The organism is Microvirga calopogonii, assembly GCF_003347665.1.
Lineage (GTDB): Bacteria > Pseudomonadota > Alphaproteobacteria > Rhizobiales > Beijerinckiaceae > Microvirga > Microvirga calopogonii.
Genome location: NZ_QDGA01000002.1, coordinates 217,227 through 237,304, shown reverse-complemented (window position 1 = coordinate 237,304; position 20,078 = coordinate 217,227). Strand labels below are relative to the sequence as shown.

The 20,078-nt window shown below is 58.1% G+C and carries 18 protein-coding genes and 2 tRNA genes; 6 read left to right on the top strand and 14 right to left on the bottom strand.

The window, feature by feature from the left end:
• Positions 1–14: 14 nt before the first annotated feature.
• Together repC and DDF70_RS03640 are read right to left on the bottom strand one after the other, a co-directional pair.
• The gene (gene repC / locus DDF70_RS03645; protein WP_114943500.1) at positions 15–1,148 is read right to left on the bottom strand and encodes a plasmid replication protein RepC; all 1,134 of its coding nucleotides are present in this window, start codon (positions 1,146–1,148) and stop codon (positions 15–17) included.
• A 787-nt stretch (positions 1,149–1,935) separates the two neighbouring features.
• Entirely contained in the window at positions 1,936–2,229 is a 294-nt protein-coding gene (locus DDF70_RS03640; RefSeq protein WP_114943499.1) for a hypothetical protein, read from the bottom strand.
• 169 nt (positions 2,230–2,398) lie between these two features.
• Here DDF70_RS03640 and DDF70_RS03635 point away from each other — a divergent pair, with 169 nt between their 5' ends.
• Complete coding sequence (locus DDF70_RS03635) at positions 2,399–2,764, top strand: hypothetical protein (protein ID WP_114943498.1); 366 nt, start codon at positions 2,399–2,401, stop codon at positions 2,762–2,764.
• Positions 2,765–3,354: 590 nt separating this feature from the next.
• Positions 3,355–4,338, top strand: a complete 984-nt coding sequence (locus DDF70_RS03630; protein ID WP_114943497.1) for a hypothetical protein — start codon at positions 3,355–3,357, stop codon at positions 4,336–4,338.
• Between the two features lie 54 nt (positions 4,339–4,392).
• Here the strand turns inward: DDF70_RS03630 and DDF70_RS03625 are convergent, their stop codons facing one another.
• The 6 genes from DDF70_RS03625 to DDF70_RS36370 form a co-directional block, all read right to left on the bottom strand.
• On the bottom strand, positions 4,393–6,945 hold the full coding sequence (locus DDF70_RS03625; RefSeq protein WP_162820203.1) for a phage tail tape measure protein: 2,553 nt from the start codon (positions 6,943–6,945) through the stop codon (positions 4,393–4,395).
• A complete protein-coding gene (locus DDF70_RS39140) occupies positions 6,945–7,181 on the bottom strand; it encodes a phage tail assembly protein (RefSeq protein WP_425374052.1) in 237 nt (78 codons plus the stop codon). Before DDF70_RS39140 ends, DDF70_RS03625 begins: the two co-directional genes overlap by 1 nt.
• A gap of 35 nt (positions 7,182–7,216) precedes the next feature.
• Positions 7,217–7,984: a hypothetical protein gene (locus DDF70_RS03615; protein ID WP_114943494.1), complete on the bottom strand. Its 768-nt coding sequence runs from the start codon at positions 7,982–7,984 to the stop codon at positions 7,217–7,219.
• Positions 7,985–7,996: 12 nt separating this feature from the next.
• Positions 7,997–8,281, bottom strand: coding sequence for a hypothetical protein (locus tag DDF70_RS03610; protein WP_114943493.1), 285 nt, complete (start codon positions 8,279–8,281; stop codon positions 7,997–7,999).
• 8 nt (positions 8,282–8,289) lie between these two features.
• Complete coding sequence (locus tag DDF70_RS03605; protein WP_162820202.1) at positions 8,290–8,823, bottom strand: helix-turn-helix transcriptional regulator; 534 nt, start codon at positions 8,821–8,823, stop codon at positions 8,290–8,292.
• 149 nt (positions 8,824–8,972) lie between these two features.
• A complete protein-coding gene (locus DDF70_RS36370) occupies positions 8,973–9,368 on the bottom strand; it encodes a hypothetical protein (RefSeq protein WP_162820201.1) in 396 nt (131 codons plus the stop codon).
• 82 nt (positions 9,369–9,450) lie between these two features.
• On the opposite strand from DDF70_RS36370, the gene DDF70_RS03600 reads away from it, so the two are divergent.
• Both DDF70_RS03600 and DDF70_RS03595 read left to right on the top strand, forming a co-directional pair.
• Positions 9,451–10,395, top strand: coding sequence for a DUF2971 domain-containing protein (locus tag DDF70_RS03600; protein WP_114943491.1), 945 nt, complete (start codon positions 9,451–9,453; stop codon positions 10,393–10,395).
• A gap of 230 nt (positions 10,396–10,625) precedes the next feature.
• The gene (locus tag DDF70_RS03595) at positions 10,626–11,294 is read left to right on the top strand and encodes a hypothetical protein (RefSeq protein WP_114943490.1); all 669 of its coding nucleotides are present in this window, start codon (positions 10,626–10,628) and stop codon (positions 11,292–11,294) included.
• A 649-nt stretch (positions 11,295–11,943) separates the two neighbouring features.
• Here the strand turns inward: DDF70_RS03595 and DDF70_RS03590 are convergent.
• From DDF70_RS03590 to DDF70_RS03565, 5 genes are all read right to left on the bottom strand, one after another.
• Positions 11,944–14,274, bottom strand: a complete 2,331-nt coding sequence (locus DDF70_RS03590; RefSeq protein ID WP_114943489.1) for a bifunctional DNA primase/polymerase — start codon at positions 14,272–14,274, stop codon at positions 11,944–11,946.
• Positions 14,275–14,730: 456 nt separating this feature from the next.
• The gene (locus DDF70_RS03580) at positions 14,731–14,964 is read right to left on the bottom strand and encodes a hypothetical protein (protein ID WP_114943487.1); all 234 of its coding nucleotides are present in this window, start codon (positions 14,962–14,964) and stop codon (positions 14,731–14,733) included.
• 22 nt (positions 14,965–14,986) lie between these two features.
• Positions 14,987–15,325 carry a hypothetical protein gene (locus DDF70_RS03575; RefSeq protein WP_114943486.1) on the bottom strand — a complete coding sequence of 113 codons (339 nt, stop codon included), beginning with the start codon at positions 15,323–15,325 and terminating at the stop codon, positions 14,987–14,989.
• 107 nt (positions 15,326–15,432) lie between these two features.
• Positions 15,433–15,639: a helix-turn-helix transcriptional regulator gene (locus DDF70_RS03570; protein ID WP_114943485.1), complete on the bottom strand. Its 207-nt coding sequence runs from the start codon at positions 15,637–15,639 to the stop codon at positions 15,433–15,435.
• A gap of 276 nt (positions 15,640–15,915) precedes the next feature.
• The gene (locus DDF70_RS03565) at positions 15,916–17,196 is read right to left on the bottom strand and encodes a site-specific integrase (protein ID WP_114943484.1); all 1,281 of its coding nucleotides are present in this window, start codon (positions 17,194–17,196) and stop codon (positions 15,916–15,918) included.
• A 309-nt stretch (positions 17,197–17,505) separates the two neighbouring features.
• On the opposite strand from DDF70_RS03565, the gene DDF70_RS03560 reads away from it, so the two are divergent.
• Positions 17,506–17,581 (top strand) — tRNA-Ala (locus DDF70_RS03560).
• 39 nt (positions 17,582–17,620) lie between these two features.
• Positions 17,621–17,695: transfer RNA gene (locus tag DDF70_RS03555), tRNA-Gly, on the top strand.
• A 503-nt stretch (positions 17,696–18,198) separates the two neighbouring features.
• On the opposite strand, the gene DDF70_RS03550 is transcribed toward DDF70_RS03555, so the two are convergent.
• Entirely contained in the window at positions 18,199–19,890 is a 1,692-nt protein-coding gene (locus DDF70_RS03550; protein ID WP_114943483.1) for a methyl-accepting chemotaxis protein, read from the bottom strand.
• Positions 19,891–20,078: the final 188 nt, after the last annotated feature.

Genomic DNA, 20,078 nt, shown 5'->3' with positions numbered 1-20,078 from the left:
TGCGCAGGGAAGGCTCACGCCATTTTCCGCCTCCGCAGAGCCATAAGTTCGGACTGAAGGTCAATCTCTCCTCTCGTGATCCTACGGACGATTGATCGAAAAAGGCCACCAGCATTTTGAATTCGGCTCCTGCCGCTGGAAACGTCATCTTCGTAGAGCTGTAAGACAAAAATTACGGCTGTTGCTGCTGAGAGCGCCCCAATTGCTCTTACAGCTTCATCCCAAGCGCTCGGGTGAGCCCCTAAGGATGCTCGCAAGAACATGCCAGCCGAAACAATATCGGCAGCACTTCTGATTTGATGCCCAAAGCCGGCTGCTACAGGGCAGGCCTCTGCTATGAGGACAGGCGAGAATGCCTCCTTAGGGAGGTCGGGCGGAGAAGTGCCGGTCTCCTTGTTGCAAGGCTCATTAGTAAGTCCATTCTCTGCTTCAATGTGCCGGCATTTCGTGCCGTCACAGCCTGCCTTGTAGAAGGTTTCCTCGGCGAAATTTCTAGCCTCCGTCCATGCTTCGAGCAGGCCCTCGGGTAATGGAGTGCCGGAGCGTCTAGGGGTCCGAGCCTTAAGGGCTTCAAGGCTGCGCTCCAATGCTAAACGATCAACGTCGGGAAAGTGCTGTGCGAGCGCGCTCAAAGCCTCTTCAATTGCTCGGCGACAAATCGTTATCTCGTCGAATGCTCGCTTTAGCGACTCCTTGAGCCTCTTTTGCTCAGCAACCGCCGCAGACCATTCGCTGCGCCGGGCATGAACAGGCGTGAGGTCGAACCCGAATGCATCAACGACCGCGCCGGCTTCATCCCGAACAGCATAGCGCTTTCCATTTGGGGAGTCCTTCGGGATAACGAGCCGAAGCTCGATCATGGCTTTGACAGCATTGCGAATAGCCCGCTCCGATAGACCTGTCGTTGCCACGAGCCGAGCATTAGACGGCCACACGAGCAACCGGTCGGACTTCTGCTCACCCCAGCAAGCCACAAGCTGACCGAGAACTAATCGCTGAGTTGAACTCAGCTTCAATGCCTTCTCGGCCTCGCGTGCAGAGGCGGAGAGTTCTTTCCGACTTACAATCTGCCCAGAATCGAGCACAAGTTTTCTTGCAGCCAAAGCAGCATGTCTCAGCCGCCGGCCTCCTGACGATGCGAGTTGCATCGCGTCCCTCCAATGTGAGGGCAAAGCGGGAGCGTTCACCGAAGCCGATGCTATTGACACGCGGATTGTCGGGGTGGCATAAGGAAGGTGCTTAAGTTTCCCTTTGCCCACCCCTCGGTGGGTCTCCAAAGGCCCTCGAAGTTTCCAGCTTCGTGGGCCTTTTGCTTTGCCTGGCTTAGTTCAAGAGTTTGCTTCTCCTAATCGAAGAGTGTTGCGAGAGGTTGGGGTACGGTTCGGCCGGTTGAAAAGCCTCGTTATAGAGGCTGATTTCAATGACTTGGCTGCAAACAGGTCGATCTTCCGGAAGCGCCATCTTGCGATAGGCCTGCGGAAGCATTGAAACAGTCAGCACTCCAAGATTCCGGAAAACTGTGAACTCCATGTCCCTCGTAACATTCAAGGGATGGCTGATTCTCTGTTGCGTGTGGAGTCCGGCCCTAATGATTGTTTAAGGTCCGATGCGAATCGCGTTGGAAAAGTGAGTCAAAGAGCGACAATTGCGGATTGCGGTCGAGTCAAGAGAAAGTTGAGAGACTGAAGCGCTGGTGCTGCAGATTCGAGCTAGGCTCTAGATTTACTCGATAGAGCGCAAAGTAGCCTCTGAATTATTGAACACGCTATAGGATGACTAAGATAATTACTGCGCCGCTCTCTTCCCAATCTCAGCGCTAAACATGTGTCTATAGGCCTAAGGCGTGTCGGGTCGCTTCATAGCTTCCCCGCGAGGAGCCAGAACTATCAATAAAACTGAAGGCTTCTCGCGGAGGCTGAACGTCTAGCGCTAAGACTAGGCGCTCTTACTTGTTGCTTGTGCTGGCCTATATGCTGGATCTGCTTGCTTCTGTTCTTTGTACGCAAGGTAGCTCTCAGCTGAATCCGGTACTCCAAGGTCCATGTTACAGAATGTCTCCAACATGGCATCGAGCGCGCGCCAATATGGCTCGTCAATTGCCTCGGCAAAGGCTTTGAAACGCGCAACAACGTCCGTCGGGCCTTTGATCGTGACTTCCGCAAGAGGGCGATTTCCCAAAGGTTTGCGCTCGCGCAGAGCGGGCCACGTATCCTCAGCTTCAGTAGTCATGAACGATCCTCCTCAATCAGCGACTCGCTCTTGAGTGTGCATTTACGGCCGCAGGCGCAGGAGATTTGACGCTTGTGGCACGAACTTGACCAATCTGTGAGTAACCTACCCGAAGGCGACGTCATTTGAAACAAGATTACTCTGCCGTTGGTCGAAGGATTCGGGGCAAATGTTGCGTCGCGCGGTTTTCACAATGATCGCAGGCTTTCTCGCCACTCCCACTCATGCAGGCGACTTCCCGCTCTCGGGAGAGCGCGGAAAGGTCCGAGAGGAATTCATGGGCTGCCGGGACCAAGCCGACTTCAAAAAGGTCGTCATGCTCATAAGCTCGGGTGACGAGCAGGCGTTCAACAAGTTCATTATTCAGCGGTACCCCGACTGCCGGCCCATTAAGACCGGCGCCGAGATCTTCGTCGAAGGTAAGGCGATGCTCGGCGATCTTGTTTGCGCCCGCCCAAAGGGCGAGGTCGACTGCTTTTGGTTCCTGAGCAAGCTGACGGTAAAGCGAGGCCGCATTGTCGCCCACGCTGGTTGACCTACCAAGCGGCATATTCATACTTCCCGTGATGCGGTACTTCCTCAAACGTTTCCGTGCCTCTGTTGATGCCCTACTCCGGCGTAAAGCCTATGGCACTGGCCTTACAGCAATCGAGTACGAAGCGGTCTGCCTTATCAGCTACGAAGGCAGAGCGGCGTATGCCCGAGCGCGTCAGCAGGCTTTCTATTGTCGGGCGAGGGGAAGTGAGCAGGGCTTTCGCTTCTGGTCAGAGGTAGCGGTCGAAGTTGACCGGAGGGCAGGTGCGAGCGCCGGGAAGGCGAGAGAGTTGCCTAGATAGGAGAACTGGCATTTAATCGATCCCGACGTCAGCTTCCCAAGCTGGCAAGACAACGCCCGCAAATGCCGCTTTCCTTTTGAATTTCAACAGCTTAGGTGCGATTTCGAGACTTTTTCGAGCCTCGCGCCTTTTCGCGCGCCAGAACCAAGGCTTACAAAGGATTCCGAGCGGTTCCGGCGACCGTTCCCGATCGTTGTCGCGGATTCCGTGTCACACGTTTGGCACATGAAAATCTCGGCTCTGTTCAAGTCTTGTTCTAGGCGACGGGACCCAGTTGGAAGGTGCGATAGTGAAGCGACCGATCGACATCAAACGGGAATCGGCATTCCAGATGGAAATCGCTATTCCTCCCGGCGCTGAACTCGGCCCCATGTTCGGGCTTGGCGGGCGGCTTTATGCTGTTTCGAGTAAAAGCATCCACGCCGTTCAGATGGCAGATAGTATCGATCCTAAACGAGAAAACGAGAATATCCCAAATGTTCAGCAACTCGTTCTAAACTATGGCTCCGACGATGAGTTCATCGGGCGAATTTTGCTAACGGCTCTAAGCTTACTAGTTAAGGGGCCGGTAAGGGAGGGGGTCGATAAGGAGGCGGCTCTTAAGAAGATCTTCGAGGGCGTTACGGTGATTGCAGAAATGCGAGATTTTCGTCTCGACTATTCTTCAACCATACAAAAATTAGCCGACAGCTTCGATCAGCGGCTGAAAGCTGGATCTTTCGAGCTTCCTCACTACGAAAGGTTAGGCGAGCGGGTCAAAACCTTTATCTCCAAGGCTGCGAACGCGAGCCAACGCCTATTCGACTTATACGTTCAGTTCTACGGCATGCCCAAAGACCTTTGGACGGGGGTGAAGAATGACGTCGAGCAACGCTACGGGGCGGGCGACGCATTTGCAGGGTTTATGACGCAAGCCGAACCGTTCCTTCGGTTCGTTCGGAATATGCGGCACTGCATCGAGCACGAGAAGGAAACTCAGCGCATTGTTGTAACAGATTTTGAGCTTCGCTCTGACGGACAGGTCCATTTGCCGACGATTGAGGTCATTCATCCTAGCAGCCCTGAGCCTCAGATTGATCTTGGAGCCTTCCTTACCCAAGCAGAAGAGAGCATCGTTACGGTTTACGAGCACATGATCGTCCTAATTGCATCGAAGCATGTAGTCGAAGCTGAAGGCCTCGACTTCCGTATCGTCGAGCTTCCGAAAGAGCGATGGCACAAACACGTCAGGTTTGGTTACCACCCCTTTCGGAAGGATGGCACGCCGCTATAGACCTGAGACTTGGCCTGCGAAGGTTTAGATCGGGGTGCTAACCCCGATCATGTCCTAATCGCTCAAAAGCGCCCGCTGCTCCGACTCCATTCGCCACATGAACCGCTCGACCTCACGAGCGACGGCCTGCGGGTCCTGGGCTCCGTTGATCGTGAAATGGTTCGTCATATGTACATCGCCCTGGCTTGCAGGAGCCCGGCCGCCCGAAGCGTGCGCGACGCTCTTCGAGGCGAGCGAGCGAAGCCGATCGTTCGGCACGATTTCGCCCGAGGTCGGCGCCGTGAACAATTCCGGCCCGCGCTCGCCGACGAGATAGGTTCGGCCGCCGACGACCGGCCCGCCTGCCGCACGAGCGCCGGCAACGGCCGGGGCTGAAGGGGGCGCGCTCGACCAAGGCATTCGGATATTGGCAATCGCGTCTTTGAAGGCGATCGCTTTGTCGATCGCTGAGCCAAAGAACCCGATCACGCGAGAGATACCGTCGGCAACGGCGTTGATCGCCGTCGCGACCGTGCCGCCGACCGTCGCGCCCCAAGCCGCCCAAGCCTCTTTGGAGGAGTTGAGCGGCCCGAGCAGTTGCGAGACCCAACTAAAGAGCTTGCCGAAGCCCGAAGCGAGAGAGTCGATATAGCCGACGAGCGTCGGGTTCAAGCCGGCCTTAAGCCCCTCGGCGAAGCCCGAGAAGAACGAAGTAATCCCGCTCCAATTGTTGTAAACCCATACGCCGAGCGCGGCGAGCGCGGTCACGATCGCCGTAATGGCAATACCGACCGGGTTCGCGACGAGCAGCATAAGAGCCGAGCCGATCGCTCGAAGGGCAGTAACCGGGAACATGAGCACGGCACGCCCCGCGCTCGCGAGAGAGCCCCCGAGAGCCGCTAGAACGGCCGTAGAGCCCCCGACAGAGTTTAGGACGATCAACCCCGCCCCGAGCGCACGAATCCGCGCCACGAGCCCGGCAGAGGCCGCGACGGCGAGCGTCGTCAGGCTCGACGCGAGCCCGGTCAACTGAGCCGCAAGCCCGAGGGTTGCCGCACGGCCGAGCGTAAGAAGCGCGGTCGCCAGAGGCGCCACGACGCGCAAGGTTGCCCCTGCCGCAAATAGGAACGGCCCGAGAGCGATTGTCGCAAGCCCGGTATAAGCGCCGAACTTTAGAAGCGTCGGGTTCGCCTCGCTGAGCCGCTGAAGCCCGTCGGCGACGGCCGAGAAACCTTTCGCGAGGTCAGGGAAGGCGACCCGGCCGAGAGTGACCGAGAGCTTTTCGAGCGCCGCGTCGAGTTCATAGATTGCCCCGACCGGCCCCTTCAGGACCGTCCCGTAACGGCTTTGCGTATAGCCGTTCGACTCGCCCTGAATCTGAGCGATCGTCTCGTCGATATTGCCTTGCAGAAGCGGCACATAGCGCGAGAAGTGACGCCCTTCGAGGATGGTCGCGACGTCGCCCATTGTCGCCTGCCCGCTCTCGATCTTGCTCTTCAGGTCTCGGAAGAACCCGACAAGGTTGATCTGAGAGCCCGCCATCGTAATCGAATCGTTCACGTTCTCGGCGATGGTTGCCGCGTCCAAGGCGCCATTCGAGCCGATGTGAGACTGAACGGCCTTCGTGATCGCGCTTTGAAGTCTTGCGGTCGAGCCGGCGAGCTTCTTATCCTTTAGAAGCCGGTCGATTTGCCCCTTGATCCCGGTCGCGTCGATACCGCCCGATTGCAGGCCGGCGAGAATGCGATCAGACGTGAGAGCGCTCTTCCCGCCGACATACTTGTTCAGGTTCATCCCGATCCGGTTCAGAGCGGCTTCGCCCTTCGCCGGCATTTTGACCATACGCACGATCGCCGACCGCAACGCGACGCCGGCCTCGCTGCCGACGGTGCCGTTCTTCGCGAAGAGCATGCCGAATGCCGTCGCTTCGTCGAGAGAGCCGCCCGTCGCTGACATGGCCCCGCCAACGTAACGGAACATTTCGCCCATATCTTTGAGCGAAGCCGTCGTCTTCACGGCCGCATAAGTCATACGGTCGGAAACCTGAGTCGAAGATTTCATAGCGTCTTCGTAGGTTTTCATAGGCATTTGGAACGAGTTGATCGTTCGCGCCATCATGTTGCCGACCTCAGCCGGCGACATTTCGCCAAGGATTGCCGTCGCGAGCGTCTGATCAATCGCGCCGGTCATTTGGTCGAACGTGAAGCCGCCCTTCAGCATCTCGTTTCCGGTGCTGATAATCTGAGCGAGCGTCTGGGGGTATTTCTTGTTTAACTCGCCCGCGAGCCCTTCAAATTTCTTCCGCTGCTCTTCGGAAGCATCGCCGAGAGCTTCGAGGAAGTTGCCGGCCTTCTCAAACTCGAAAGCCATCTTGCCGGCGCCAAAGGCGAGCAGGCCCGTTGGGGCAGAGAGCCCAGCCGTAACGTTCCGGCCGGTGTCCTGAATCTTCCTGCCGGCCGAGGCAATGCCCCGGCCGAAGTCGCTAATCGCGGATTGAGTGCGGGTATTGATCGCCGAGACGTGGCGACCCAAGCCGTTGATTTGGGTCTCAGCCGCCCGAACCGCTGCCCCTAGGCTTGGGTTGAGCTTTCCACCGATATTGACCGAGACGCTGAATGCCTTCGCCATCATACAACCCCCGAAATGAGTCCCTCGACCGCTGTCCCGAGGCGCCCGGCGTCGGAAGGATCGAGGGCATAAAGGACGGCTTCAGGCACGTCGCACATACGCGCGACGAGGGTCATTCCTCGTTCAAGCCGGGCTTCAAGGCTGTCCCCCCATCGGAGCCCGGCAAGGTCTTCCGGCTCAGCCGGTCGAACCCAAAACTCGGTGTAATGCGCCCCGTCGATCACGACGGGGAACATGAGTGGAATGCGAACGCGGTCGCTGAGAGGGACCATTATCGAAGCCCCCACTCGGCCGGGGTGAAGATCGGCTGCTCGGGCTTCGGCTTCACGTAAAGGGCGGGATCGTCATAGAGCAGGCCGGGTAGGGTCCCGATCGCCGTCAAGAGTGAATCCGGGTGTATAGCGCCCCGAGATTCGACCCTGACGCCCTCGCGAGCAGGAACCGGAACGCCATTCTCCCAACGGATCAAGCCGCGCGGTGCTTGATCGGCGCCGGTACTGATTACCCCGGCGCCATCCGGGTTCGGGTAAATGACCGACCAACGCACAGGCGAAGAACGGAAATCTTCAGGGCTCGACAGTGTTACGGCCTCACCGAGCTTCCTCCCGCGTTCCTGAAGCCCGTCACGCTGGCTGTAATAGGCCCGCAAGTCTTCAGCGATCGCGGCGAGCACGCGAGCAGCCTCCGGGTACTCGCGAAGGATTCGGGACCGCAGTTCGGTCGCCGCTGCCTCGATTTCCTCGACCTCGCGCCGGAAGTCTTCGCGCTCTTCGAGAGCGGTTTGCTCGGCCAAAGCCGTTTGAAGAGCCGCGATTGCGCGCTCAGCGAGAGCGACGTCGTTCTCGGCGTCGACCCGAGCCTCGTCGGCCGCCTTCATGCCGGCCTTGTCGAGTTGATCGAGCGCGGCTTCGCGAGCCCTCTTCGCTTCTTCGACGCGATTCCGAGCGTTGGTCAGTTGGGCGCCCTGAGCCGCTAGTTCATTGGAAATGGTCTCGGAGTTGCGCTTCTTGCGGCCGAGCAGCTTGTCGAGAAGATTCATATCGAGCCCCCCTTACTCAGCCGACCAATCGGCCTGGATTTGCGGAAGAAGAGCTTCAAGCTCGGCGACGGCCGCCTTGATCGACGGCAGGAACTCGATCACGGTCGCGACCGACTGTTGCCCGAGCGGGGCTTCCTGAAGCTTCGCGAAAGCCTCGTCTTGGGTCGTACTGGCAAGCGCGATGCTATGGAGATAGCCGCTTGCAGACGTGGCAAGGTGATGTGCCCGAGCCCGGCCTTTGCGGGTTGCTTCGAGGCGGGAAAGGCGCGCGTTGTGCGCAGAGATGAAATCCGTCATTTGGAAACTCACTTCGAGGCGAGGGAATGGGAAGCAAGGATCGCCTGAGCCGTGGCCTCAGCGGCGTAATCCTTGGGTCGGTCGAGGTCGGCGAGGAACCTATGAAGCGGAGGCATCACGGCCCGTAGCTCGCCAGGAAGGGAGGCGTCGAAATCCTCAATCGAGGTATTATCGGCGATCGCCTTCATGACGGCCTTTTGGTAGCCCTTGGGCGCCCGGTTCATGATCGCAATGCAACGGCGGCGCTCGGCATGAAGGGCCTGCTCGTGAGCTTCCCGCTCGGCCTTCGTGAGAGGGCGAGGCGCTTTGGCTGTCTGCGAAGCGGCCGTGAGCGAAGCGAGGTAGGATGTTACGGCGTTCTTTGAGTAGACCACCTTGCGAGGGCCAATGCGCGCCGCAGGCGGCCCGCGACCTTCTTTTTCCCAATCGGCAAGCGTCCGAGGCGCCACCTTCAAAAATTCGGCGACCTCTTCACGCGTCATCATCGCGTCGGGTGCCGCCCCAAGCATTTCGGCTGCCTCGGCAACCGTCATCATAGGCATTTCCGTTCTCCGCTTAACTGCTGATGACGGCAGTTAAGCGCAGTTAAGCGTGCCCTAGAGGTCTGATCCGGTAGCCCCAAACCAGAAAAGGCCGGGTGCAACTGTGGAGCACCCGGCCTTTTGCGTAAGACCCGAGAAACCGAGCGGACTCAGGTAGGCATATTTGGTTTTGAATGAAGACCGACGGCGATTTCCGTTGCAAATTGAACCGCATCGCCAAGAGTCAGGCCGAGGCGATCGGCGATCGGCTGAAGCTCTTCGAGAATGCTGGCGTCGATTACGCGGTCTTTTGGGAGCGGGATTAGGTCCCAGCCGAGGGCATTCAGGCAGCTTTCAAGGCTAGTCAAGGAGGGCACGTTCTTATATCGCCATGCCTTGATCGTGGCTTTCTGAATCCCACTCCGCCCCTCTAACTCCCAGTAGTTGACCCCCTGCCGTGCCATCTCGGCGAACACCAACCGAACGTGCGGCCCGGCATGCTCAGGAACCGTCACTCGCATGCGGCGGGGCTTCTTAATTTCGGGATTGCGGCGCGTGTAAGTCATGCCGCGAGATTGTCGCGGTTGAAGTTAGCCAAGGAGAATGGTTTAGTCGCGATCCGTTGCATCCGCGAAGGTATGAAACTCAGTGTCGAGCATCTTTCACTACTCGTCCAACGAAGGCGCGTTCGGAATTATCAAATCACGAAGGATTTTTGCCACCAACTATAAGTACCTGAACGACTTGCAGGAAATAGAACTTGTAAGAGAAATTCTTGTCCCAATTTTCGCGAGAGATTTTAGAGACGAGGCTTCTGAGCTAATACATCAAGGCAAGCTCAAATCTGATTTCTTAAAGGAGTATGGCGAACGAGTTTTTACTGATGAAGGCAATAGATTGCTCAATGTTGCCATCGAAATTACTGACAAGACCACGCCAATATTCATTGCCTCTTTTTGTCGTCACGAGGCGGAATCTGAGCAGTGGGAGCACGGACTGCTTTCTCAATGGCGCGGCTATGGAACCTATGGTGGCTGTGCGCTCGAATTTGATGAGGAAGGAATAGAAAAGCTGATTGCTGTTGAGAAGCAAGATTATGCCTTTAGTCACGTTTCTCTTTGTGACGTCCAGTACGACAACTATGCGAAGGTTTTTGAGGAGCAAGAGGTCAATGTTGAAGGTCTAGCCCGCGCTACTCTTCAAAGGCTGATTAATGATCCAATCGAGGAAGACAAATCCTTCGCGGACGGAATGCGCCATCTTTACGGTGCTATTTCTCTCACAGCGCCGAGACTGAAAAGCGCAGCGTTTCGCGAGGAGCGCGAGGTACGGATTGTGGCGCCTTGTATGCGCCCAGCCGCCGCAGCAGAATTTCCTACTAGGAAGCGCAGGCCGATCCTCATGCGCTTCAGAAATGGTTTGCCAATCCCGTACATTGAACTGTTCGTGGACGCGCCACAGCTTCCAATTAAGCGGATAATTGTTGGCCCTCAACGAGACCAAGGAAAAGTCGCCTACGCACTTGAACTTGCACTTGAGGCAGCAGAAATGAGCGTCGAAGTGGCGCTTTCAGACATCAGTTACCTTCCGTAAATCAGCGACTGAGGCAAACAGAAAGTCGGCCCAATTTTTTATGTTTTCGGGTTTTCGAATTGTCAGTTTATCTTGCCAAAACGCAAGCTTTGAGCGGCTTCTGAAACAGAAATTATGCAAATTTGCATGCGATCTGCCCTTAGGCGAGGGTCGTGCGCTACCCTCCGCCCAGGGGGTGCCAGAGGGACCCAATCTATAGTAACAAGATTATAAAGCGCTTATGGTGAGGTATGACCGACAATTCCAAACTCCCAGCCCCTCGGAAGGGGAGTGGCAAAATCTTTGATATCTGCCTGGGCGTGGCCGCCGATGTTGCTTCTGTTGCTTCGGCAGGCGGGCTTCCGACGAACGCTGCTGCCGAGTTGATCAAAGCATTCAAGCAAAAGCGCATCGATGCTGCTGAAGAGGTCCTCCTAGCCGAACTAAGGGCAGGAAAAATTGACCTCAAAGATGCAGAAGCCGAGGAGCTAATACCAATCGCCTATCGATTCTTCAGAGCTGCAGAAGAGGGTGAGGCGGTTAGGACGCTTAGAATATTCGCTCGAATTCTTGCCGGCCAACTTCAGAGTGATGCTCTGGATGCCAGCAACTTCGCTTTCACCGCAAATGCTCTGTCAGGCCTTCCCGAGCGCGAGTTGAGCCTCCTTGCGGAATATATTGAACAAACCGAGCCGCACGCTGAAGGAAAAGAGACAAGGAATATTCAGGAATACGTTGAAATCGCTCTCGTGCCAGATGTCTATTCTTCAAAGCTGGACTTGTCGGCCTCAGCTTCCTTGCTTGCAGGACGAGGTCTATTGCTTGGCATTGACGAAGCAATGCTCGGCGGAGGTCTTACACGGTACTTCGCGTCACCGTTCGCGAAGGCCATCAAGGCGTTGGCCAAGGATCTGAACTGATCCACTCTTTCCTCATAAGAGCGCTCGTCCCCAGCCTTCGACGCATGCCTTCGCCCCGAGCCTCAGGCCGTTCTGTTTCTCAGGCTTCGCCCTCCTCTTTCCCCTCGCTCAATACCCGCTCGATCGGCCCGACCCTTCGCTCAAGCCAGAGCTTCAGAGCTTCCGGTTCTTGCGGCCCATTCGGAAGTACGAAGGCTTTCGCAAGCGGCCGACGCCCGGCAGGCTTGTAGGCACGCGACGATGGGTGGAACGTCTATAATATAATATAGTATTCCATAAACGTTCCACCCATCGTCAGATTTCCGATTGCATTCGCTTGATCGCGCGTCTGGGCGTATTCCGAGTATGCCGCCATGATATCGGCCGGGTTCGTCAGGATTGCGCCCTTCGCCCCCGCCGGGGAGTTTCGTTCTTTCGTTCTGCCATCGCTTATAGACACCCCCCGAAATGGGTCTCGAAATCGATCACCGAACGAAAGAACGAAACTCAATTTTACTCTCTCTTTTCATTACTCTATAAGGGTTTCAGGCTTAGGAGTTTCGTTCTGTCTGCCCCGAACGAAACTCGGGACGAAAGAACGAAACTCGGCCTTTGAGGCGGGTTTTGAGCAGAACGAAACTACCCAATCGAACGAAACTCCGAACGAAACTCAGGCCGCGAAATAGCGGTATCCGGGGCGCCCTGTGGCAGGCTTGTGAAGACGCGAGATAATCCGCCCTGTCATCTCGGCTTCCTCGATCAGCTCTTCACGCTCGTTCTTTTTGAGCGTGCCATTGAGCTTGTGAACGATCTTGCCCTTCGCGATGCCAGACGGCCCGGCTTTGCGCACGATTTCGAGGATTCGGTTGAATGCCCGCTGACGGTCGTTGTCGGCAACCTTGAACTCGATTTCCCGAGCGAGGGTGCAGGTCGAATACCATGCGAGGTCGATAGCCCACTTCATGACGTTGCTGGTGATCAACGGCTCTGTCGGGTTCGCGCCCACGGCGACCGTAAGGGCGAGCTTCAAGGCGTGCTCGCGAGCCCGGTTCAGAACGGGATGCGCCTTAGCGTCGAAGGCCAAAAGAGCCTGCCCGATCCGGTCGCCGAAACTCTCGGCAAGGGCCTCGGCTTCCGGGGTAAGGTCGACGACGGTTGCCTTGAATGGGCGCGCACCATGTGCCTGCTCGGAAAGATTGCCGCGCCTGTAGACCGCCTCATAAACCGCGCGACTGCCCTCAACAAGGCTGCTCGGCGGGTTGCCGCCGTTGAGCCTCGGAGTGACGCGGGCTGGCTTTGGTCCCTCGACGTTGAACAGCAGGAAGCGCGGCAAGAACCCGTCGGCACTTCGAGCCGTGCTAAGCGCCGACCAAAAGTCGTCGGGCGTCGACAATCCATAGAGGCAGAGGTTCGGGTTATAGAGCTTGACGGCCCGCGTCTGAGCATAAGCAGAGCCGCCATAGAAATCTTTGGCGCGCGAGAACATGCCGAGAATGTCGTAGCGGATCATCTCGTTATGCAAGCCGACCTTCGGGCCGTCGATCTGCCGGATAATCCCGCCGAACTCGTCTTGGATGCAGAGAATCGAGGGCTGCTCCATAAGGCTCTCGCGAAGCCCTGACGCCGACATGAAGCGCGCCGGCCCGAGAAACCGATCGAGCCCGGTTTGCTGAGCCAAGCTCATGATGCAAGCCCCGGCGTGATCCTTGCCGAAGCCCGAAGGTGCTAGGCCGACGAGATAGAGGTTTGTCCGAGCCCGAGAAGGCGTCTCGAAGCCTCGCCCGGCGAGGGCTGCCACCCATCCAAGCGCGGCGCCTAGGGCAAGCTCGCGCGACGGGTACTCGGCTGAACCCTCGATCCAATCAACAATTTCGCCGACAAGGCCGGGAGGCCGAGTGAGAGCCGATAGCGGAGCATCCGGCATAAGAGCGTCAGGCTCGGCGTCGTCGGGATCGGCGGTGTCGGGCTCGGCTTCGCTCTCGCCGCCGTCGGCCATAGCCTGAGAGCCCTCGATAACGCCTTCAGTAACAACAGGCTTGCTCTTACCCTGAACAAGCACGATTTTCGGCTGGAAGTCATACCCGAGGGCTTCTCCGAGCCACACCGCTGCTTGGTTAAGGGTCGCATCATGCGCGGCAATCACGACGTTTAGCGGCGTGTATGTCTTTTCGCCGTCGCCGAAGTCGACGATTCCCTTTCGATCGAAGCTCAGGTTCCGGCCGCGTTTGTGAAGCGGTTTTCCGCTGCTCGACGGGCGCCATTCAGCGATTGCACGCCATGAACCGTCGGGTTCGCGCCGAGGCATATAGAGACCAAGCTTCGGAACCCAAGCGCCAAGGTTCGCGAGTGCGTCTTCGTTCAGCTTACGGAAGAAGTCTCGCGCCTGGTCATCGCCGCTCTCGACGATCTCGCCCGAGCCCTCTAAGGCAGTCTCGGGATTCCAGCCGTGCGCCTTCAGCACGCCGACCAATGCCTCGAAGTGATCGGCGGTGAACTCGGGAAGCCCGTCGAGCTTCACGTCGAGAAGCGTCGCCTCGGTTGTCCATTCATAGAAGACGCCGGCCGGGTGAAGGCTCGGGGGGAGAACGGTTTGCTTGCCATGCGACAGGAAGTCTAAGACGCCGTGACCGTCAATCTTAAAGCCGCGCGAGCGAAGCCGATCGGTGTCGCCGCGATAGAAGATCGTTAGACCCTTGCGACCCTTCTTCGCGACCACGACCGGGGGCAGAACGGCGAGAATCGCCGCGACAAGCTCTTCGCGATCAATGTCGACGGCGAGCAGGCCGCGCCCGCACGCGACGCCGAGGCCGGCGCGCTCCCATTTGGTCCATTGAGCAACTTGGAAGCTACCGGGCAACTGATCGCAAAACCGATTCCATCCCTTATGAAAGCGCCACTCGTCGCCGATCAGAAGGCCGGGAATCTTGTCGCCGGGCATGATCGGAATAGCCGAAAAGCCGCGCTCGACGAGCTTCAGCCCGGCCGACGCGAAGGGCGACAAGGCGACCGGTCTATGTTGATCCGGTGCCCGAAAAATTGCATTGTGCGACACGCTCGATTCCCTAAATCGAAGCAAAAAGCCTAAGGCCCGGCGTGACGAGCTCCGGGTTCTTCGCTTCAGGCCAAGGCTTCAGAATTTGCGACGGGGTTCTCACCAGCCGGCGCAACGCGGTTTCGGAGCATCCAAACCATCACGTCTTGGACGCGGTATTGCGGGGTCCGACCGATGCGGACAAAGGCCGGGCCTTCACCCTCTCGCCGCCAGCGTTTCAAAGTCTCTGTGGATTTGCCGATAAAGCGCGCCGTTGCTTCATCCGACCACAATTGATCTTGCTCGTTCCCGGCTTGCATCGAAGACCTCGTTCACAGAAGAGCGGGCGTGATGCCCGGCTTTGACCGGATGCAACCTTGCCCGCCCTTCAATGCCCGTACGAGGTAGATTCGATATGCGGCTCGGTTACGAGACCTCGACGCCGAGCGCCGCAAGTTCGGCGTCTATCTGAGCTAGTCGCCTCTCATAATTCTCTGCAAGGAGGCCCTCAAGTTTCGGCCTGACTAGGTCAAGGAATTCTTGTGTAATCTCATACCCCGCCACTGAAACCTTCATGTGGGGCAACATTTTCGAGATATTCATTAACTCCTTTCGCTTCTCATGAAGCTTATTGATACGGCTAAGGTCCGAAATCTTCACAGGTCTTCTCCTCTGTTGGGTTTTACGCGGCCTCGGCTGATGCAAGTCGGGCTTGATCCCCGGAAAGCGCGCCCGCGATCAAGCCGACAATCGGCGCGTCGTGCCCGAAGAGATCGGCCGCGCGCATCAGTTGCTGAAAGCGTGTCCATGGGTCTGTCGGCTGCGAGGCAAGCGCCGCGAAACCCTCGACGAGGCGAGCTTGCAAAGAATGCGAAAGGTCGCTCAAGGTGTCGTCTCCGGGCGACGAAATCGAGCGCAAGAGCCGAACTGACCTTTCGGCTTCGATGTCGAAATAGGCGGTTTCGAGAGCGACGAGAGCGCGCTCGGCAGAATAGACGGTAGTAGTCGAGATAACAGTCATGTCAGCCCCCACGGCTTGAAATTGAGCAAGCGCCACCGATCGCCGGGCGGGCGTCGAGGTCGTTGCAGGTTTTTGGGAAGGTTAGTTTGGGATAGTAGCGGCGCCCGTTAGGCCGCCGCTGAAGTCGAAGTGCGTCGGTTCTCGTGGACCCAATTATCTAAGTCGGTCGCCGAGTAGCGTACGGATCGGCCGAGCTTCGAGAAGCGCGGGCCGCCGCCATAGACGCGCAGTTTATCCAAGGTCGACTTGCTCAGGCCGAGCCGCTTTGCAGCAGTCTTCACATCCAACAAGTCGCGGGGCGTGGGTGAGTTCATAACCTCCTCCAAATCGGCCGCTCTGTCGCGGCAATAGGAGGAAATTACTGGAAATTTAGTACTAATCAAGCTGTGTTAAGTATGTAACTATATTAGTCCGATTAAATCGGAGTATACATGTAAAGTAAATAAGCAAACAATTTGCATATACAGAGGATATACTAATGTATTCGGCGTCCGATTAAGTCGGAAGCGTTTGAATACAGGTTGAAAGAAAACGGAGAAAAAATTTTCCGACAATGATCGTGGGCAGCATTTCCCGGAAGAAAGTCTCACCTAGCTTTGCCTCGTCTTGAGCGGCACAACTTCGGCTTCTGGCCTGCCCTCAAGCGCAGCAGCAATAGTACCCGCAATGCGATCCGAAGCGCGGCGGAGGGGGTCAGCGTCTAAATGAGCATAACGGGCCGTTGTCGCGGCCTGTGTGTGCCCGAGCAACTTGCCAACGATCGGAAGGCCGAGGCCTCCGCCAGCACCTATGCTCGCAAAAGTATGGCGCAAGTCGTGGATGCGAACGCCAGCGAGCCCGGCATGTCGCGAGACTGCAGCCCAAATCTTCTTGAGGTCGTGCCGAGGTCTCTCGGGATCGTCGCCGAGTACGACGTAAGCCCCGGCGCGGGGCAGAGAGGCAAGGACCGCCAAAGCTGGCGCATTGAGCACAACGGGCTTCCGACCGGTTTTCGAGTCCGGCAGGAAGATCATGCCGCGCTCGAAATCAACGTATTCCCATTTCAGGTGTAAAACTTCGCGGAGCCTACATCCGGTCAGGAGTAGCAAGCGCAGTGCCGCGACAGGGTAGGGGCCGAAGACCGTCCGACGGTTCTCCGCCTTCGGAGCGTGCTTGGCTGTTGGCTTGCTCTCGTCAACTTCCCAAGCGATGCCAATCGTCTCCGCCTCGCGGATCGCATCACCCAAGCGCGCAAGCTCGTCGCTAGTCAGGAAGCGCTCACGGCCTTGCTCGGGGTATTTCTCGATCCGGCTTGCCGGATTGAAACCCTCGGGAACGAAGCCGCGCCTTTGGGCGAATCCATACATGCTCCCGATTACGGCGAGCACATAATTTGCCATTGCAGGCCTGTCTTGAAGTTTCAGATGCAGTTTCGCGACGGCCGGCCGTGTAAGCTTGTCGGCCTTTGTAGAGCCAAGCTCAGGTACGACATGGGCTTTGAGGGCGTGCTCATACCCCTCGGCAGTTGTACCCTTCCGCTTGGTGCGCACGTGGTCGGTGAGAAATGCGTCGGCCAATTCGGAAACGGTCAAGCATTTACGGGCCTCAGCCTTCTCAGCGGCCGGGTCGAGTCCATGCGCAACTGAACCAATCGCTTTCTTAGCAATCCCCCGAGCTTCGTCGGGCGTGAGCTTCCCGACGGTGCCTATAGTCAGCTTCTTAACTGGGGCCTTTCGACCATTCCCGACTCGGTAAACAACGACATAGGACATTGCGCCGTTAGACCGAACCCGAACCCCGAATCCCGTCAGATCGCTATCCCAAACCGTAAACTCGGCACCGTTCGGTTTTATGCCGTCGACAACCTTCTTCGTGAGCCGCTGATCCGCCATTCTTCTCTCCGGGGAAGCACCGGGGAAGCACCATTTGGGAAACACCGGCCATTTTGCGGAAATGAAGTAAGGATAAAAAGCATTTATTGGCAAGGTGTAAGCGGCCGCGCGGCAACTCGGGGAAACACAAAGAAACTCAAACCTTAGCATTCGTAATGAGGGGGTCGGGGGTTCGAATCCCTCTTGCGGCACCATCTTCTTCCTTGATCGACAAGGACTTAGAAGTGGGTTGCCCTAGCGGCAGGTTGCAATTATGTGTTCGGGAACACCGGGGCAGCTCGAATATAAAGGTGCTGCCCTGTCAGGTTAGGGGCCATAGCTCAGCTGGGAGAGCGCTTGCATGGCATGCAAGAGGTCGGCGGTTCGATCCCGCCTGGCTCCACCAAATCTGACGAGGTGCAAGTCTGACGAGTTGACGGAGCGTGCGGGTGTAGCTCAGGGGTAGAGCACAACCTTGCCAAGGTTGGGGTCGAGGGTTCGAATCCCTTCGCCCGCTCCATTCTCTCCCACTGCAGGACTTCATCGACAAGGCGCCCCGAGGGCGCCTTTCGCGTTTTCGGACAGAGCCAATCAAACGGGCCCATTCCATGGTGAAACGGGCCCGCGGTGACTCGAAGTCACACGTCATTGACGTTCATCCGGCTCAGCCGGTCAGGGAATACAGATTGTCAAGCTGAAGGGTGCCTCCAACGCTCAACGTTTCGGCGCGGAGGGGGTCTTCAGCCCAGGCGATATCGCGATGCGAGCCTCCATCCGTTCAGGCCGGGGCGGGTGCCCGGTTCATCGATGTTGCGGAACAGGCTTCGGTCGGGAACCCGCTCGAACAAGCATGCCGTTCCGCTCTCTGCGACGGGCCCTTCTCCAGGAGTGAGATCACGTCCCGTCGTGGAGTAAAAAGATCTCGCACCCTGCTTGTTTCAGCGTAGCGGAAAAGAAAAAAAGCCCGGATCGCGAGGACCGGGCTCTGGAGGTTCAGGCTCGAAAGGAGCGGAGAGGTTTCGCCTATGCGGCCTTGACGTCCTGGAGGAAGGTCGCGACCTCGCGGCCGAGATCGTGGGAATGGCGCGACAGTTCCTGCGCAGCGCCGAGCACCTGAGAGGCGGCCGAACCGGTCTCTCCGGCCCCGTGCTGCACATCGACGATGTTGCCGGTGACTGTTTCCGTACCGCGTGCCGCTTCCTGCACGTTGCGAGCGATCTCAGCCGTGGCCGCACCCTGTTCTTCCATGGCGGCCGCAATGGACACGGAAATCTGCGACATCTCGGTGATCGTACGGGCGATCTCCTGGATGGCCGCGACCGTCTGCTGCGTCGCCTGCTGCACCGAGGCGATTTGGCTCGAGATGTCCTCGGTCGCCCGGGCGGTCTGGCTCGCCAGCTCCTTGACCTCGGTGGCCACGACAGCGAAACCCTTGCCGGCCTCGCCCGCACGGGCCGCCTCGATGGTGGCGTTCAGTGCCAGCAGATTGGTCTGACCGGCAATCGTGTTGATGAGCTGCACCACGTCGCCGATCTTGTCCGCCATGGAGGCCAGTTCCTGAACGGTGCCGTTGGTGCGCTGAGCGCCTTCGACCGCCCGCTCGGCGATCTGCGAGGATTGCGCGACCTGGGCGGCGATCTCGCGGATCGAGATCGACAGTTCCTCGGTGGCGGCCGCCACCGTCTGCACGTTGGCCGAAGTCTGCTGGGCCACGGAGGCCACCGCAACGGACTGGTTGGTGGTCTGGCCCGCCACGTGGGTCATGGACTGGGCGGTGGCTTCCATCTCGGTGGCGGCCGAGGACAGCCCCTGCGTCAGGGCCGAGACGTTCATCTCGAAACGCTTCGTCAGCTGGTCGAGTACTTCCGCCCGGCGCATCTTGGCCTGGTTCTCGGCCTCCTGCGCGGCGGCGAGATGGCGGGCCTCGACGGCGTTGTCCTTGAACACCTGCAGCGAACGGGCGAGCGCGCCGACCTCGTCCTTGCGCTCCGTGCCGGTCACATCGACCGACAGGTCGCCGTTCGCGAGCTGGTTCATCGAACCGGCAACGCCGTTCAGCGGACGGGCAACGCCATAGACCATGATTGCCGCCAGCAGAGAGGTGGCGAGCGTCAAGCCGATGACGGAAGCGGCGATCAGTTGGGTCGATGTGAACGAGGCGAGATCGGCAGCATGGATTTTCCCCTGGTTGAGCGCCTGGACGTTAGCATCGATCCTCTGGTCGAGCATCTGCATCGCCTTGTTGCGCAAGGCTTGTCCTTCGCCTGTCGACAGCTTGAAAGCTTCTTCGCTTTCGTTGAGCTGCGTGTGGGCAATGCTGCGACCCATGACGGCGAAGTATTCCTCGATGGTCTGCTTCAGTGCCTCGTTGGAGCTGCGGATCTCGGGCGTATCGGAGAGGGCGACGAGGTTGTCGAAGTCCTTGAGAGCCGCATCCTTGGCCTTCTTGAAGAGTTCGTCATAGACCAGGATCTGCTCAACGCGCGTCTCGATGATCAGGTTCTTTTCATGAATCGCCGCTTCGTTGACGTTCGCCTTGGCGCTGAGCGCCGTGCTGCGCCGCGCAGCCTGCACATCGACGATCTGCTGGGTCGCACCTGCGAGCGTGTCGAGGCTCGATTTGGCGAAGACGATCAGTCCGATCGTCACGGCGATGAACAATGCCACCGGAATGGTCAGTTTCGTAATCAGCTTGCGATTGTTGAGCGCTCTCATTGTCGTCTCGCTATCCTGTCCGCGTCTCAGCAGACGGTGCACGGGTCCTGCGACGCGCAGGAATTTCAGGCTCCCAGGAATTAGCTCCTGTAGCTTGTGCCAAGCTGAGTTTCGAGAAACAGCATTTCGCCGGAAGGTGGATACGGCATGGGTGCGCAGCAAAAGGGCCGCTGGTTGCAGCGGCCCCA